The sequence below is a fragment of the Streptomyces sp. NPDC031445 genome (genome assembly GCF_055581365.1).
Genome location: NZ_JBVIJO010000011.1, coordinates 222,906 through 237,525, shown reverse-complemented (window position 1 = coordinate 237,525; position 14,620 = coordinate 222,906). Strand labels below are relative to the sequence as shown.

Below are 14,620 nucleotides of genomic sequence, written 5' to 3'. Positions count from 1 at the left end.
ACCCTGTGGGCAGGTTCGGCAGCAGGAGGGCTCTGCGTAAAGAGCGTGAATCGGACAGATCCTCACGCCGTGCTTCTGCGTGACGCCGTCTTCTTCGTCGTCGCCTTCTTCGCCGTACTCTTCGACGCCCCCGTACTCTTCGAGGCCCCCGCGTTCCTCGCCGTCGCCGTGCTCTTCGCGGTCGTCGTCTTCTTCGTCCCCTCCCCCGTCCTGGCCGTCGACTTGCGGGCCGGCGCCGTCTTCTTCGTCGTGGCCGGCTTCCTCGTGGACGCCGACTTCTTGCCCTCCGTCTCCTTCGGCTCGGGTCGGCCCCGGCGCAGGGGTCTGACTTCGGCCTCCTCACCGGGGGGCGGGGCGCCGCGGGACTCGCGGGCCGCGCGGACGCTGTTCTCCAGGGCTGCCATCAGGTCCAGCACCTTGCCGCCGGCCGCGGGCTCCGGCGTTTCGGGCGGGGCCTCGCCGGAGGCCTTCGCGGCGATGACCTCCTCCAGCGCCTCCCGGTACTCGTCGTGCAGGTCCTCCAGGTCGACCTCGCCGAGGGTGTCCATCAGGGCGTCGGCGAGGTCGAGTTCCTTGTCGCGGATGGTGACGTCGGTGTCGGGGGCGACGCCCTCCGGGGAGCGGACCTCGTCCGGCCAGAGCAGGCCGTGCATGGCGATGGCGTCGCCGACCACGCGGAGCATGCCGAGGCGTTCCCGGCCGCGCAGGGCGTATTTGGCGATGGCGACCTTGTTGCTGCGTTTGAGGGCCTCGCGCAGGAGCGTGTACGGCTTGGCGGCGGGGGCTCCGCCGGCGGCCAGGTAGTAGGCCGCGCCCATCTGGAGCGGGTCGATCCGTTCGGCCGGTACGAAGGCGACGATCTCGATCGTGCGGGCGGTCGGGATCGGGAGGCGGGAGAGGTCCTCGTCGGTGATCGGGATGATCGAGCCGTCGGCGTCCTCGTACGCCTTGCCGATCTCGCCCTGGCTGACCTCGCGGTCCTCCAGTTCGCACACCTTGCGGTAGCGGATGCGGCCGTTGTCCTCGGTGTGGATCTGCCGGAAGGAGATGGCGTGGCTCTCCGTGGCGTTCACCAGCTTGATCGGGATGCTGACGAGCCCGAAGGAGATGGCGCCGTTCCATATCGATCGCACGTGCCGCACCCTTCCCTTTGCCGATTCGTCCGGTTCGTCTGGGATTGTCATCCTATGACGCCTATCACAGAGGTGGAGGGGCGCCGCATCGCGCTCAGCAACCTGGAGAAGGTGCTGTATCCGGAGAGCGGCTTCACCAAAGGGGAGCTGCTGCACTACTACGCGACCACCGCCGCGGCCCTGCTGCCGCACCTGCGCGACCGGGCGGTGTCCTTCCTGCGCTATCCGGACGGCCCCGAGGGGCAGCTGTTCTTCACGAAGAACGTGCCGCCGGGTACGCCCGACTGGGTCACCACGGCCGAGGTCCCGCGGTCGTCGGCGGACAGCCCGGCCCGGATGGTCGTCGTGCAGGACCTGCCGAGCCTGGTCTGGGCGGCGAACCTCGTCACCGAGTTCCACACCCATCAGTGGCTGGTCCGGTCCCCGCTGGAGGCGGACCGGCTGGTCTTCGACCTCGACCCGGGCGCGCCCGCGACGATCGTGCACTGCTGCGAGGTCGCCCTGTGGCTGCGGGAGCGGCTCGCGGCGGACGGGATCGAGGCGTTTCCGAAGACCGCGGGGTCCAAGGGGCTGCATCTGCTGGCGGCGGTGCGCGGGAGCTCTTCCGAGCGGACGTCCGATTACGCGAAGGCGCTGGCGGTGGAGGCCGAGCGGGCGATGCCCCGGCTGGTGGTGCACCGGATGACGAAGAGCCTGCGGCCGGGGAAGGTGTTCGTCGACTGGAGCCAGAACGCCGCGCGCAAGACCACGGCCGCCCCCTACACCGTGCGCGCCCGCCGCCTCCCCCTGGTGTCCGCGCCGGTGACCTGGGAGGAGGTGGCCGGCTGCCGCAGTCCCGGGCAGCTGGAGATCCACGCGGAGGACATGGCTGCACGGTTGCGGGAGCACGGGGACCTGATGGAGCCGTTGCTGGACCGGCGGTCGGCGGTCCCGCTGCCGTGACGGCGCACGTCAGCCGCCCGCGCGGCCGGGTTCCGCGAGCGGTCCCAGGCCATCCCGTGCAGCGCCCCCACGTCCGCCGCCCCGAACACCCCGCCCACCCGGGCAGGCCCGCAGGCTCCGCATCCATCACGATCCCCACCCTGCGCGGACCGCCTCCGCCACGACCCCGGGGCCATCCCGTGCAGCGCCCCCACGTCCGCCGCCCCGAACACCCCGCCCAGCCGGAGCAGCCCCGTCGGGGCCGTACCCGTCGGGGTCACCGCTCCGCACAAGCCCCCCGCTACACCCTCCCCCACGTGTTCCGGTCCCGGGCCATCCCGTGCAGGGCCTCCACGTCCGTCGGCTTGAGCACTCCGCCGAGCCTGGACAGGTTCGCCAGTTCCATGTCCGTCATGATCCGCAGGCCGCGCGGCTGCGCCGTCACCGTCACCTCGGACGGGCCGACGAGGGCCAGCAGCGGGTGGACCTCCGCGGTCAGGGCGTAGGAGGCGCGGTCCGCGTCCGCGCGCAGCCGGCGCAGCAGCGGCTCGGGCTCGTGGCGGCTCAGGGTGACCATCGGGTCGGCGACCAGGACCCGGCTCTTGCGGGCGTACAGGGCGTGGACGGCGTACAGACCGCCGGGGCCGATCACCAGGTGGTGGATGCGGTCGCCGCCGGGCAGGGGGAGGGAGTGCAGGGTGTGCCAGCCGGCCCCCTCCAGGCCGTCCAGGGCCTCGCCGACGCTCTGCTCGGCGGTCAGGGCGCGGCGGCGCGGGTCGGGGCGCAGCCGGTGGGCGGGGCCGGGGTCGCGGTCGAGGGCGACCAGCAGGGCCTCGCCGGGGCGGTTGGGGGCCAGGTCGTCGTCCGGGTGCAGGGTCAGCCGGGCGAGTTCGGCGGGGGTCGGGACCGGGGGCGGGCCCACGGTCACCGGGCCGGTCAGGAAGGGCTTCAGGGCGTGGAGCACCTCGTCCCTGCTGTCCTCGCCGAGCAGGTTGACCCGGCCCGTCTCCCGGTCGTACCAGGCGATATTGCCGCCGTCCTCGCGGCAGACGTACAGCCGTTCCCGGCCGTGCCGGAAGGCCGGCACCACGCGCAGTCCGCTCATGCGCCATCACCCCTCGACCATGGGAACAGGCGGGGTGCTCCGGGGGCAAGACCGGTTACCGTGGAGGGCGTCCCGGTGAGGGGGAGTTGGGGAGGCGCCGTTGCGGACCCGCGGAAAGCAGCCCGGCGTACCGGCTCCGGACAGCCCGTGGAGCGAGATCGTTCCCGGCCTGTGGATGGGCGGGCACGAGTTCCGGAGCGGGTCCGGACGCCTGGAGTTCGCCGTCGTCCAGGACGAGTTCGATGTGGTGCAGTCCTTGCTGCGGCTGCCCGGGTACGGCCCTGATCCGGGCGTGGAGCACCATGTGTGGCCGATCCCGGACGGTCCGCTGGACGGGACGCAGCTCGCCGGGGTGATCCGGCTGGCGCGCGCGGCGAACGAGGCGCTGGACGCCGGCCGCCGGGTGCTCGTGCGCTGTTACCACGGGTACAACCGCTCGGGGCTGGTGATCGCGCACGCCCTGGTGCAGCGGGGTGACTCGGCCGACCAGGCGATTCAGCTGATCCGGGCCCGGCGCTCGGCCTGGGCGCTGCACAACGAGCTGTTCGTGGAGTACCTGCGGGCCGGTCTGTCGACCGTGCGGCTGCTGGAGGAGCTGGCCGAGTAGCCCCGCCGGACGCCGGGCACGATCAGTCTGTCCCCCTGCCCCGCCCCGGACCCCCGAAGCAGCACAAAGCTCACTTCCGTCAGAATGTGACCATGCCAGTCCCCCGTCCCGCGCGCACCGCCCTCGCCGTGGCCGCCGTCGCCCTGGTCGCGGCGACCGCGACGGCCTGCGGGGACACCGGCGAGCTGCGCGGCGCCGGGCCGGCCCGCACCGCCGTCAGCCCCGCCCGGCTCTGGCCCGATCTGCGTCCGGCGTCCAGCCCGGCCTACCCGTACGACGTGGCGACGCGGGCGACGGTGCGGGGCGTCACGGTCCCCGGTGACGACATCCGCCGGGTGGACCCGGTGGACGTGGTGGAGGCGGAGCTGAAGGCGCACCCCGACGACTACGGGTCGAAGGGCGCCTTCCACGGGACCGTGGACCGGATGAAGGAGTGCCGCCCGGGCGGGGAGCGGTCCCGGTGCCCGCTGCTGAAGCCGTACTACCGGGACCTCACCGGGGACGGCCGGGCCGATCTGACGCTCGGCTTCCGGCTGTACCCGACGAACCAGACGGCCGTACGGGTCTACACCGTCGAGCGGCACGGGCTGGTGCAGGTGCTCGCGGACAACGACGCGATCACCGGGGTGGAGCTGGCCGGCCGGGCGCTGATCGAACGCTCGCCGGCCGACATCTCCGGCTACGAGTACCGCACCACCTGGCTGTGGGACCCGGGGCAGCGCGCGATGGTGTTCTCCCGCGACGAGTACCTGCACGTCGGTGACGGCCGGCACGGCAAGACGCCGTCCCCGTCGCCCTCCCCCGCGCAGAGCCCGTGATGCGGCTCGCGCTTCCCCGGTGGGCCGGGACCCTCGCCGTCAAGGCCGCGGCGTTCATCACGGTGATGTGCTGCGCGCTGGCCGCGCTGCTCGGCGTGCTGGTGCACGTGTCGGTGCGGAACCAGACCGTCGGCCAGGCCCGTGACCTGGCGCTGTCGCGGCTCGCGGATGCCACCGAGGCGTACGAGGCCGGGGACACGCTGCTGCCGGGCGCCGGCGTGGACCCGCGGGGGCTGCCGGCGTCGCTGCGGACGCTCGCGCTGGCCGGGCAGCGGGGCACGATGGTGGCCTCGTACCGGGGGCGCCCGACCATGTGGGCGGCGGGGCCGGCGGCCGGGCGCCGGGCACTGGCCGTGGAGGTCGACTACTCGCAGCAGTCCCGCACCATCGCCGGTCTCGACCAGTCGATCCTGTGGTCGTCGGGGCTGGCGATCGGCGCGACCGTGCTGGTCGGCGTGTTCGCGGTGACCCGGGTCACCCGGCGGCTGCACGGCACCGCCCGGGTGGCCCGGCGGATCAGCGCGGGCGACCTGGACGCCCGGGTGCACGATCCCCGGACGCGGGACGCGACGCGTCCGCAGGACGAGGTCGCGGCGGTGGCCGCCGCCCTGGACACGATGGCGGCGAGCCTCCAGGGCAAGCTGCTGAGCGAGCAGCGGTTCACCGCGGACGTCGCGCACGAGCTGCGCACTCCGCTGACCGGGCTGCACGCGGCGGCGGAGCTGCTGCCTCCGGGGCGGCCGACGGAGCTGGTGCGGGACCGGGTGGCGGCGCTGCGCACGCTGACCGAGGACCTGCTGGAGATCTCGCGGCTGGACACCGGGCGGGAGCGGCTGGAGGCCGACACGGAGGAGCTGGGCGCGCTGGCCGGGCGGGTGGTGCGGGCGTCCGGTACGCGGACGGAGGTGCGCGTGCTGCGGGACGCGCGGGTGGACACGGACCGGCGGCGGCTGGAGCGGGTGCTGGGGAACCTGGTGGCCAACGCGCACCGGCACGGGGCGCCTCCGGTGGTGCTGACCGTGGACGGTCCCGTGGTGACCGTGCGGGACCACGGGGGCGGGTATCCGGAGTACCTCCTCGCGCACGGCCCGCAGCGGTTCCGTACGGAGGGCGGGGCCACGGGGCACGGGCTGGGGCTGACCATCGCGGTGGGCCAGGCGGAGGTCCTGGGCGCCGCGCTGACCTTCGCCAACGCGGTGGACGGGGGCGCGGTGGCGACGTTGACGCTGCCGGTGGCCGAGTAGAGCCCGGGAGCCGCCGGCGGTGGTCGGGCTTCCCGCCGTGCGCGGTCGCTCGCGCCCAGGCGGCGGAGCCGCATGCCGGCGCCGACACGGTCCCGCCCCTTCGGGGGCGCGGCCCCGCCCTCCCCGCACAAGACGCCCCGTTTAGGTAGGTTCCGGACATGACGAAGGCCGGAACCACCCTGGCGGCGGCTCCCGCTCCCGCGCGTGCCGTGCGCCTGCCGCGGCGCCGGGGCGTCGAGCTGTCCCTGCTCGTGCTGGCCGTCCTGCTGTCCGTGTACGGCTACTGCGCGGTGGGGCTGGCGCGGGCCGGTACCGTGCCGCCCGGCGCCGTCGGGTACGGCGCCGGGCTCGGCGTGCTCGCCCTGTCCGCGCATGTCGCGGTCCGCATCCGGGCGCCGTACGCCGATCCGCTGCCGCTGCCCATCGGCGTGCTGCTCAACGGGCTCGGGCTGGTCCTGATCTACCGGCTGGACCTGGAGACACCGGGTGACCGGGCGGCCCCCGCGCAGCTGGTGTGGTCCACGCTGGGAGTGGGTCTGTTCATCGCCGTCGTGCTGGTGCTGCGCGACCACCGGGTGCTCCAGCGGTACGCGTACGTCTGTGTGGTGGCGGCCCTGGTGCTGCTGGCGCTGCCGATCCTGTTCCCGCCGGTCAACGGGGCCCGGATCTGGATCCGGATCGCCGGGTTCTCCATCCAGCCGGGCGAGTTCGCGAAGGTGCTGCTCGCGGTGTTCTTCGCCGCCTACCTGGCCGCCAACCGCAGCGCGCTCGCGTACACCGGGCGCCGGCTGTGGCGGTTGCAGTTCCCGACCGGGCGGGTGCTCGGGCCGATCCTGACGATCTGGCTGGTGAGCGTGGGCGTGCTGGTGCTGGAGCGGGACCTCGGGACCTCGCTGCTGTTCTTCGGGCTGTTCGTGGTGCTGCTGTACGTGGCGACCGGGCGCACCGGCTGGATCGCGGTCGGGCTGCTGCTGGCCGTGCTCGGCGCGTTCGCCGTGGGGCGGCTGGAACCGCATGTGGGCGCGCGGATCGAGGACTGGCTGCACCCGTTCGCCACCATCGAGGCCGGGCAGGGCCCCAACCAGCTCTCCCAGTCGCTGTTCGCCTTCGCCGCCGGCGGGTTCCTCGGCACCGGGCTCGGACTCGGCCACTCCATCCTGATCGGCTTCGCCGCCAAGTCGGACTTCATCCTGGCCACCGCCGGTGAGGAGCTGGGCCTGGCGGGGCTGGCGGGGATCGTGCTGCTGTACGCCCTGCTGGTGGAGCGGGGTTACCGGGCGGGCCTGGCGCTGCGCGAGCCGTTCGGCCGGCTGCTCGCGGTCGGGCTCGCCTCGATCGTGGCGCTCCAGGTGTTCGTGATCGCGGGCGGGGTCACCGGGCTGATCCCGCTGACCGGGATGGCGATGCCGTTCCTCGCCCAGGGCGGCTCCTCGGTGGTCACCAACTGGGCGATCGTGGCGCTGCTGGTCCGGGTGAGCGATTCGGCGCGCAGCCAGTACGACGGCCGGGAGGCACCGTGACCGAGTACGGCCTTCCCGACGGCGGGCGCCCGATGGGGAAGTACATCCGGCACGCGTGCGTGTTCTGCGCCCTGCTGCTGGCGGCCCTGCTGGCCAACGCGACCCGGGTGCAGGTGGTGCGGTCGGAGGAGTACAACACCAGCCCGGCGAACCGCCGGGCCGCGATCGCCCGGTACCAGGTGCCGCGCGGGAACATCCTGGTGGACGGCGTGCCGGTCACCGGGTCCGTGGACACCGGCGAGCAGCTGCGCTACGAACGCACCTACGGCAACGGCCCGTTGTACGCGCCGGTCACCGGCTTCTCCTCGCAGAAGTACGGCACCACGTACCTGGAGCACGCGGCGGACGGGGTGCTCTCCGGCACCGATCCTGCGCTCGCGCCGCTGCCGCTGTGGACCGACGTGACGCGGGCGCCGAACCGCGGCGGCGACGTCGTCACGACCCTGAACCGGCAGGCGCAGGAGGCCGCGTACCGGGGGCTCGCCGGGCGGAAGGGCGCGGTGGCCGCCATCGAGCCGGCCACGGGCCGGGTCCTGGCGCTGGTGAGCAGCCCGTCGTACGACCCCTCGGAGCTGTCCGGCAACAGCGAGGCGGTGACGTCGGCGTGGGCGCGGCTCAACCAGGACCCGGAGAAGCCAATGCTCAACCGGGCGGTGCGGCAGACGTATCCGCCGGGTTCGACGTTCAAGGTGGTCACCGCGGCGGCGGCGCTGGACGCGGGGGTGGTCAGGGACCTGGACGCGCGCACCGACTCCCCCGACCCCTACCGGCTGCCCGGGACCACCACCCGGCTGACCAACGAGGGCGACGGCTGCCGGGACGCGTCGGTGCGGGACGCCTTCGAGTGGTCCTGCAACACGGTCTTCGCCAAGCTGGGCGTGGACGTGGGGGTGCGGGCCATGACGACCACGGCCCAGGCGTTCGGGTTCAACGACACCGGGGTGCGCATCCCGTTCTCCGTGGCGCCCAGCACGTTCGACACGCGGGTGGACAGGGCGCAGCTGGCGCTGTCCTCGATCGGCCAGTACAACACCCGGGCCACGCCGTTGCAGATGGCGATGGTCGCGGCGGCGGTCGCGGACGGCGGGCGGCTGCGTCCGCCGTACCTGGTGGAGCGGACCACCCGGCACGGCGGCGAGACGGTCTCGGGCAGCGCGGCCCGGCCGGGGCGGCAGGTGATGCGTCCGTCCACTGCGGCCCTCATGAAGGAGCTGATGGCCGGCGTGGTGGAGGACGGCACCGGTACCAACGCGGCCATCCCCGGCGCGCTGGTCGGCGGCAAGACCGGCACCGCCCAGCACGGGCTCGGCAACGCGGGGGTGCCCTATGCCTGGTTCGTCTCCTGGGCGCAGGCCGAGGACGCCCCGGAGCCGCAGGTGGCGGTCGCGGTGGTGGTGGAGGACGCCTCGGCGGACCGGGGCGAGATCAGCGGCGGCGGGGACGCGGCGCCGATCGCGCGGGAGGTGATGCGGGCGGTGCTGGGACGGTGAGACCCAGCGGCCGGCTCCGGCGCCACCGAGCGGATCGCGGCCGATCGGTACCGCGCCGCGGGTCGGATCGTGAGGGCCGGCCCATCGGTCCCACGCCCTGGGGCGGTTGACGAGGGCCGGCCCATCGGACCCGCGCCCCGGGCGCATGGCAAGGGTCGGCCGATCGGTCCCGCGCCCCGGGGCGGTTGACGAGGGTCGGTCCATCGGTCCCGCGCCGCGGGCGCATGGCGAGGGTCGGCCGATCGGTCCCGCGCCCCGGGGCGGATCGTACGGCTGAGCCCATCGACCCCGCGCCCCGGGCGCATCGCGAAGCTCAGCCCATCGGCCCCGCGCCCCGGGCGGATCGCAAGGCTCAGCCCGTCGGCCCCGCACCCGCGGGCGGACCGTGAAGGCTCAGCTCATCGGCCCCGCGCCCCAAACGCATCGTGAAGCCCAGCTCCTCGGCCCCCGCCCCCGGGGCGGACCGTGAGGGTGGGTCAGCCGATCGGGCCCCGCATCTCCGAGCGGATCGTGAGGGTCTTGTGCGCGAACGCCTCCAGGTCGACGTCCGAGGGGGCCTGGTCCATGGCCGCCGTGGCCACCTCGGCGACCGTGGCCCCGGTGTTGCCGTCGGCCCAGGCGCAGACCGGCACGGTGACCTTCGTGCCGAGGTGCTCCTCGGTCATCACCTCGCAGCTGATGGTGACGCCGTCCAGCTCGAACTCCTTCGCCGGTACGGCGACGGTGGCGCCGGCGCCCTCGCCGGCGCCCTTCATCATGTTCGTGCGGGCCTCGTCGGTGTTCTTGAACCGGCCGTACATGCCGGACACCACCAGGGTGCCCTTGGTCTCGTCACCGCCGGGGCTGTAGGTGCCGACGACGCCGTGGATGTCCTTGGCGTCCCAGGCCCCGTCGGCCTCCTCGCTGATCTTCCTGCCCTCGGACCCGGAGAGGTCGTCGACGAGCCGGTACTTCCCTTCGAGCAGCGTGCGGGGCAGGGTCAGCTTGTGCTCCGCCGCGGGGAAGCCGCTCTCGGCGACCATGCCGAGCGCGATGAGCAGCACCACGACGGCCGCGACGACCCCGCCCACGATGCCGAGCACCAGACCGATCCGCCGCTTCTTGGGGGGCGGGGCCATCGGCGGCACGCCCCAGCCGGGATAGGGCTGCTGCGGGTACGGCTGCTGGGCGGGGTAGGGCTGCTGGGCCGGGTACGGCTGCTGCTGCGGGTAGGGCTGCTGGGGATACGGGGAGCCGTACGGCCCCGGCTGGTGCGGGGGCTGCTGGCCGTAGGGGCCGGGATTCTGCGGCGGCGGAGGCATGGACACGCCAGCACGCTACTGCACCCGGGTGACGGACCGGCACCGCGTGCCGCGCCGGTCAGTCCTCCGCCGCCCCCGACGCGATCGCCGTCTCCACCTCGGCCACCCGTTCCCGCTCCTCGGCGGCGAAGCGCTCGGCGTCCAGCCGCTCGGCCAGCTCCTCGTCCTGGGCCATCAGCAGGTCCAGGTCGGAGTCGCCCAGCTCCAGCACGCCCATGTCCACGTAGGCCTGCTGGAGCCGCCTGCCCCACAGCCCGATGTCCTTGACGCACGGGACGATGCGGCTGAACAGCAGCTTGCGGAAGAGCTGGAGGAACTCGGAGCGCTCGCTCAGCGCCTCCGCGTCGGCCTTGGGGATGCCGAAGTTCTCCAGGACCTCGACCCCGCGCAGCCGGTCGCGCATCAGGTAGCAGCCCTCGATGACGAACTCCTCACGCTCGCGCAGTTCGGCGTCGGTGAGCTGCTTGTAGTAGTCGCGCAGCGCCATCCGGCCGAAGGCCACGTGCCGGGCCTCGTCCTGCATGACGTACGTGAGGATCTGCTTCGGCAGCGGCTTGTCCGTGGTGTCCCGGATCATGCCGAAGGCGGCCAGCGCCAGGCCCTCGATCAGTACCTGCATGCCGAGGTAGGGCATGTCCCAGCGGCTGTCGCGCAGGGTGTCGCCGAGCAGCGACCTGAGGTTGTCGTTGATCGGGTAGACGAGGCCCATCTTCTCGTGCAGGAACCGGCCGTAGATCTCGGCGTGCCGGGCCTCGTCCATGGTCTGGGTCGCGGAGTAGAACTTGGCGTCCAGGTCGGGCACCGACTCCACGATCCGCGCCGCGCAGATCATCGCGCCCTGCTCGCCGTGCAGGAACTGGCTGAACTGCCAGGAGGCGTAGTGCCGGCGCAGCTCGCCCTTGTCCCGCCCGGAGAGCTTGTCCCAGTACGGGGTGCCGTACAGGGACATCGCCTCGTCGGGTGTGCCCAGGGCGTCGCAGGGGTCGACCTCCAGGTCCCAGTCGATCCGCGTCCGCCCGTCCCACTGCTTGTCCTTGCCCTTCTGGTACAGGGCGAGGAGGCGGTCGCGGCCGTCGTCGTACTCCCAGCTGAACCGGGCCGCGCCGGCGGCGGGCACCTGCCAGGGGGAGTCTCCCGGCTCGTCGGCGTAGAGCTCGTGGGTCGGCATACCCCGCAGGCTCACACGCGGACGCCGGGTCAACAAGTCATGCCCAAGGGATTGACGGCCTTGCTGACAGGCAGTCTCATAAGAGGCAGGACGACTACCCCCGGGTAACGAGGTGAGGGAGCCATGACGACCCTGACGGAAGCGGACGCGCTGGAGGGGCTGCGCGACGCGCTCGGCCTGCTCAAGGACCGGGAACAGGTGGCCGAACGGCTGCTCGTCTCTTCCGCCAAGCACTCCTTCGACCCGGACAAGGAGCTGGACTGGGACGCGCCCTTCGAGGAGGGCAAGTGGTACTGGCCGCCGGAGCTGGTGTCGCTGTACGGCACGCCGATGTGGAAGCGGATGAGCGAGGAGCAGCGCATCCTGCTCTCCCAGCACGAGGCCGCCGCGCTGGCCTCGCTCGGCATCTGGTTCGAGATCATCCTCATGCAGCTGCTCGTCCGGCACATCTACGACAAGGCGGCGACGAGCGCCCACGTGCGGTACGCGCTCACCGAGATCGAGGACGAGTGCCGGCACTCGAAGATGTTCGCGCGGCTCATCTCGCGCGGCGGCACGCCCTGGTACCCGGTGAGCCGCGCCCACCAGAACCTGGGCCGGCTGTTCAAGACGATCTCCACGACCCCCGGTTCCTTCACCGCCACGCTGCTCGGCGAGGAGGTGCTGGACTGGATGCAGCGGCTGACGTTCCCCGACGAGCGGGTGCAGCCGCTGATCCGGGGCGTCACCCGCATCCACGTGGTCGAGGAGGCCCGGCACGTCCGGTACGCCCGTGAGGAGCTGCGGCGCCAGATGGTGACCGCGCCGAAGTGGTCCCAGGAGTTCACCCGGGTCACCTCGGGCGAGTTCGCCCGCGTCTTCTCGGTCGCCTTCGTCAACCCGGAGGTCTACACCAACGTCGGCCTGGACAAGCGGGAGGCGATGGCGCAGGTGAAGGCCAGTGCGCACCGGCGGGAGGTCATGCAGACCGGTGCGAAGCGGCTGACGGACTTCCTGGACGACATCGGGGTGCTGCGCGGTGCGGGGCGGCGCCTGTGGAGGTCCTCCGGCCTGCTGGCCTAGGGAACCGCCCGAGCGGTCACCGCGGGCCGGCGGCCGGAAGACGGCCGGAGCCGCGGGGAAGCCGGCCGGGGCCGCGCGGCGATTAGGCTGCGGGGCATGACCCCGTCGGCCACCCCCGCATACCGCCGGCTCAGCGTCGAGGAGCGGCGAAGCCAGCTCCTCGACGCGGCTCTGGGCCTCTTCGCGCACCGCGCGCCCGAGGACGTCTCCCTGGACGACGTGGCGGAGGCGGCCGGGGTGTCGCGGCCGCTGGTGTACCGGTACTTCCCCGGCGGCAAGCAGCAGCTCTACGAGGCCGCGCTGCGCTCCGCCGCCGAGGAGCTGCGGCAGTGCTTCGACGAGCCCCGCGAGGGCCGCCTGCTGCCCCGGCTGTCCCGCGCCCTGGACCGCTACCTGGCCTTCGTGGACGGGCACGACACCGGCTTCAGCGCGCTGCTGCAAGGCGGCAGCGTGGTGGAGACCTCCCGCACCACCGCCATCGTGGACGGGGTGCGCCGGTCCGCCGCCGAGCACATCCACCAGCACCTCGGCGTCGTGGACCCGGGTCCCCGGCTGCGCATGACCGTCCGGATGTGGATCACGGCCGTGGAGGCGGCCTCCCTGATCTGGCTGGACGAGGGCAAGCAGCCCCCGGTGGAGGAGCTGCGCGACTGGCTGGTGGAGCAGTTCCTTGCCGTCCTCACGGTCACCGCGGGCCGGGACCCGCAGACGGCCGCGCTGGTCACCGCGCTGTCGGCGGATGGCTGAGACTGGACCCGTGAAGAGCCAGGACACCCCGTTCGAGGGCGGCCCCATGGACGGGCGCGTGCTGCCCGTCCTGGTCGGCCCCACCGGGCACCCCCCGAAGACGTACCGCATCCCCGTCCCGGACCCCGCGGGCGGCCCGCCCACGGTGCTGGTCTACCGCCGCGTGCCGAGGGGGCACAGCAGGAGGCTGGGGCTGATCCAGGGGTGGAAGTACCGGTACGACCCGGACGACAGCTCGGGCGGGAAGCTCCGCTGGCCCTGGTCCCGGCCGGACGCCACGCCGTCCGTCAAGCCGGACGACGCGAACGGGTGAAACCGCTGCGCCGAACCGCGCAGGCTTCGTATCCAGCCGGCACCGACACGTCTGATTATCGGGTTGCGCCGGGAGGCGGAGATTCCGTTTCCCGCGCAGCGGAGGTGATGACGTGTCAGGAAGGCTTCTGCGTCTGGCCTGTACGACGGCGGTGGCGGCCCAGGCCGTCCTCGCGCCCGTGCCCGCCGCGGCCACGCCGGACCCCCAGCGGTCCGTCGCCGGACTGCTGACGGACCTTCAGCGGCTGTACCGCAGGACCGAGCAGGCCGCCGAGACCTACAACGCCACGACCGAGCGGCTGGAGCGGCAGCGCGCCGAGGTGGCCCGGCTCGACGGCGAACTCGCCGGTGCCCGGCTCCTCCTGCGGGACAGCCGGGCCGAGGCCGGGCGCCTGGCCCGGCAGCAGTACCAGAGCAGCGGCGGCCTCGGCCCGTACGTGCGCGTGCTCCTCGCGCCCGACCCGCAGCACGCGCTGGACGAGGGCCACGTCCTCGGCGAACTGGCACGCGAGCGGGCCCGTACGGTCGCCCGGCTGACCGCGGCGGAGCAGCGCAAGGACGCGCTCGCCCGCGCGGCCCGCAAGGCCCTGGACACCCAGCTCGGCCTGGCCGCCCGGCAGCAGCGGCAGCGCGACGACGTCCGGGGGAAGCTCGCCGACGTGGAGCGCCTGCTGGCCGGTCTCACCCCGGCCCAGCTCGCGGCCGTGGCCCGGCTGGAGCAGCAGGGGGTCGCCGCGGCCCAGCAGCGCCTGACCACCGCGGGCGCCCTGCCCGCCGACCGCGCGGCCACCCCGGCCGGCGACCGCGCCGTCCGCTACGCCCTGGACCAGATCGGCAAGCCGTACCAGTGGGGCGCGCAGGGCCCCGACGCGTACGACTGCTCGGGCCTGACCTCACGGGCCTGGTCCCAGGCGGGCACCCCCATCCCGCGCACCAGCCAGGAGCAGTGGAACCGGCTGCGCAGGGTCCCGCTGAACCGGCTGCGGCCGGGCGACCTGGTGGTGTACTTCCCGGAGGCGACGCACGTGGCGATGTACGTGGGCGGCGGGAAGGTCGTGCAGGCGCCCCGACCGGGTGAGAAGGTCACGGTGTCACCGATGGCCAGCTATCCGGTCCTGGGCGCCGTACGTCCCGGTACGGCGCCCATGGCCGGTACTCGCGGGGACGGACCCGTCAGGCCCCGGTGAGCGAG

The 14,620-nt window shown here is 73.5% G+C and carries 14 protein-coding genes; 10 read left to right on the top strand and 4 right to left on the bottom strand.

Annotated features, from left to right (window positions below; genetic code table 11):
- Positions 1–62 precede the first annotated feature (62 nt).
- Positions 63–1,133 carry a non-homologous end joining protein Ku gene (ku, locus tag ACZ5DC_RS27600; protein WP_468657047.1) on the bottom strand — a complete coding sequence of 357 codons (1,071 nt, stop codon included), beginning with the start codon at positions 1,131–1,133 and terminating at the stop codon, positions 63–65.
- Positions 1,134–1,187: 54 nt separating this feature from the next.
- On the opposite strand from ku, the gene ligD reads away from it, so the two are divergent.
- Entirely contained in the window at positions 1,188–2,075 is an 888-nt protein-coding gene (gene ligD, locus ACZ5DC_RS27595; protein WP_468657045.1) for a non-homologous end-joining DNA ligase, read from the top strand.
- Positions 2,076–2,355: 280 nt separating this feature from the next.
- Here the strand turns inward: ligD and ACZ5DC_RS27590 are convergent, their stop codons facing one another.
- Positions 2,356–3,159 (bottom strand): nuclease-related domain-containing protein, encoded by an 804-nt coding sequence (locus ACZ5DC_RS27590; RefSeq protein WP_468657043.1) that lies wholly within the window; start codon positions 3,157–3,159, stop codon positions 2,356–2,358.
- Between the two features lie 100 nt (positions 3,160–3,259).
- On the opposite strand from ACZ5DC_RS27590, the gene ACZ5DC_RS27585 reads away from it, so the two are divergent.
- The 5 genes from ACZ5DC_RS27585 to ACZ5DC_RS27565 all read left to right on the top strand — a co-directional run bounded on the left by ACZ5DC_RS27585 (position 3,260) and on the right by ACZ5DC_RS27565 (position 8,838).
- Complete coding sequence (locus tag ACZ5DC_RS27585; protein WP_468657041.1) at positions 3,260–3,766, top strand: protein-tyrosine phosphatase family protein; 507 nt, start codon at positions 3,260–3,262, stop codon at positions 3,764–3,766.
- 92 nt (positions 3,767–3,858) lie between these two features.
- The gene (locus ACZ5DC_RS27580) at positions 3,859–4,584 is read left to right on the top strand and encodes a hypothetical protein (RefSeq protein ID WP_468657039.1); all 726 of its coding nucleotides are present in this window, start codon (positions 3,859–3,861) and stop codon (positions 4,582–4,584) included.
- A complete protein-coding gene (locus ACZ5DC_RS27575; protein ID WP_468657037.1) occupies positions 4,584–5,828 on the top strand; it encodes an ATP-binding protein in 1,245 nt (414 codons plus the stop codon). Before ACZ5DC_RS27580 ends, ACZ5DC_RS27575 begins: the two co-directional genes overlap by 1 nt.
- 158 nt (positions 5,829–5,986) lie before the next feature.
- Complete coding sequence (locus ACZ5DC_RS27570; RefSeq protein ID WP_468657035.1) at positions 5,987–7,348, top strand: FtsW/RodA/SpoVE family cell cycle protein; 1,362 nt, start codon at positions 5,987–5,989, stop codon at positions 7,346–7,348.
- Positions 7,349–7,380: 32 nt separating this feature from the next.
- Entirely contained in the window at positions 7,381–8,838 is a 1,458-nt protein-coding gene (locus ACZ5DC_RS27565; protein ID WP_468657201.1) for a penicillin-binding transpeptidase domain-containing protein, read from the top strand.
- Between the two features lie 476 nt (positions 8,839–9,314).
- Here ACZ5DC_RS27565 and ACZ5DC_RS27560 read toward each other — a convergent pair whose 3' ends face one another.
- Positions 9,315–10,139, bottom strand: coding sequence for a hypothetical protein (locus ACZ5DC_RS27560; protein ID WP_468657199.1), 825 nt, complete (start codon positions 10,137–10,139; stop codon positions 9,315–9,317).
- 58 nt (positions 10,140–10,197) lie between these two features.
- On the bottom strand, positions 10,198–11,307 hold the full coding sequence (locus ACZ5DC_RS27555; protein ID WP_468657033.1) for a ferritin-like domain-containing protein: 1,110 nt from the start codon (positions 11,305–11,307) through the stop codon (positions 10,198–10,200).
- Between the two features lie 123 nt (positions 11,308–11,430).
- Here ACZ5DC_RS27555 and ACZ5DC_RS27550 point away from each other — a divergent pair, with 123 nt between their 5' ends.
- The 4 genes from ACZ5DC_RS27550 (at position 11,431) to ACZ5DC_RS27535 (ending at position 14,615) form a co-directional block, all read left to right on the top strand.
- Positions 11,431–12,369 carry an AurF N-oxygenase family protein gene (locus ACZ5DC_RS27550; protein ID WP_468657031.1) on the top strand — a complete coding sequence of 313 codons (939 nt, stop codon included), beginning with the start codon at positions 11,431–11,433 and terminating at the stop codon, positions 12,367–12,369.
- A 96-nt stretch (positions 12,370–12,465) separates the two neighbouring features.
- A complete protein-coding gene (locus tag ACZ5DC_RS27545; protein WP_468657029.1) occupies positions 12,466–13,116 on the top strand; it encodes a TetR/AcrR family transcriptional regulator in 651 nt (216 codons plus the stop codon).
- Positions 13,109–13,429, top strand: a complete 321-nt coding sequence (locus ACZ5DC_RS27540) for a hypothetical protein (RefSeq protein ID WP_468657027.1) — start codon at positions 13,109–13,111, stop codon at positions 13,427–13,429. Before ACZ5DC_RS27545 ends, ACZ5DC_RS27540 begins: the two co-directional genes overlap by 8 nt.
- A gap of 112 nt (positions 13,430–13,541) precedes the next feature.
- Positions 13,542–14,615, top strand: a complete 1,074-nt coding sequence (locus tag ACZ5DC_RS27535) for a C40 family peptidase (RefSeq protein ID WP_468657025.1) — start codon at positions 13,542–13,544, stop codon at positions 14,613–14,615.
- Positions 14,616–14,620 lie beyond the last annotated feature (5 nt).

Coding starts and splice junctions, on each gene's coding strand:
- ligD (WP_468657045.1), top strand. CDS start 1,188: ATGACGCCTATCACAGAGGTGGAGGGGCGCCGCATCGCGCTCAGCAAC.
- ACZ5DC_RS27590 (WP_468657043.1), bottom strand. CDS start 3,159: ATGAGCGGACTGCGCGTGGTGCCGGCCTTCCGGCACGGCCGGGAACGG.
- ACZ5DC_RS27580 (WP_468657039.1), top strand. CDS start 3,859: ATGCCAGTCCCCCGTCCCGCGCGCACCGCCCTCGCCGTGGCCGCCGTC.
- ACZ5DC_RS27575 (WP_468657037.1), top strand. CDS start 4,584: ATGCGGCTCGCGCTTCCCCGGTGGGCCGGGACCCTCGCCGTCAAGGCC.
- ACZ5DC_RS27570 (WP_468657035.1), top strand. CDS start 5,987: ATGACGAAGGCCGGAACCACCCTGGCGGCGGCTCCCGCTCCCGCGCGT.
- ACZ5DC_RS27565 (WP_468657201.1), top strand. CDS start 7,381: ATGGGGAAGTACATCCGGCACGCGTGCGTGTTCTGCGCCCTGCTGCTG.
- ACZ5DC_RS27560 (WP_468657199.1), bottom strand. CDS start 10,139: ATGCCTCCGCCGCCGCAGAATCCCGGCCCCTACGGCCAGCAGCCCCCG.
- ACZ5DC_RS27555 (WP_468657033.1), bottom strand. CDS start 11,307: ATGCCGACCCACGAGCTCTACGCCGACGAGCCGGGAGACTCCCCCTGG.
- ACZ5DC_RS27550 (WP_468657031.1), top strand. CDS start 11,431: ATGACGACCCTGACGGAAGCGGACGCGCTGGAGGGGCTGCGCGACGCG.
- ACZ5DC_RS27545 (WP_468657029.1), top strand. CDS start 12,466: ATGACCCCGTCGGCCACCCCCGCATACCGCCGGCTCAGCGTCGAGGAG.
- ACZ5DC_RS27540 (WP_468657027.1), top strand. CDS start 13,109: ATGGCTGAGACTGGACCCGTGAAGAGCCAGGACACCCCGTTCGAGGGC.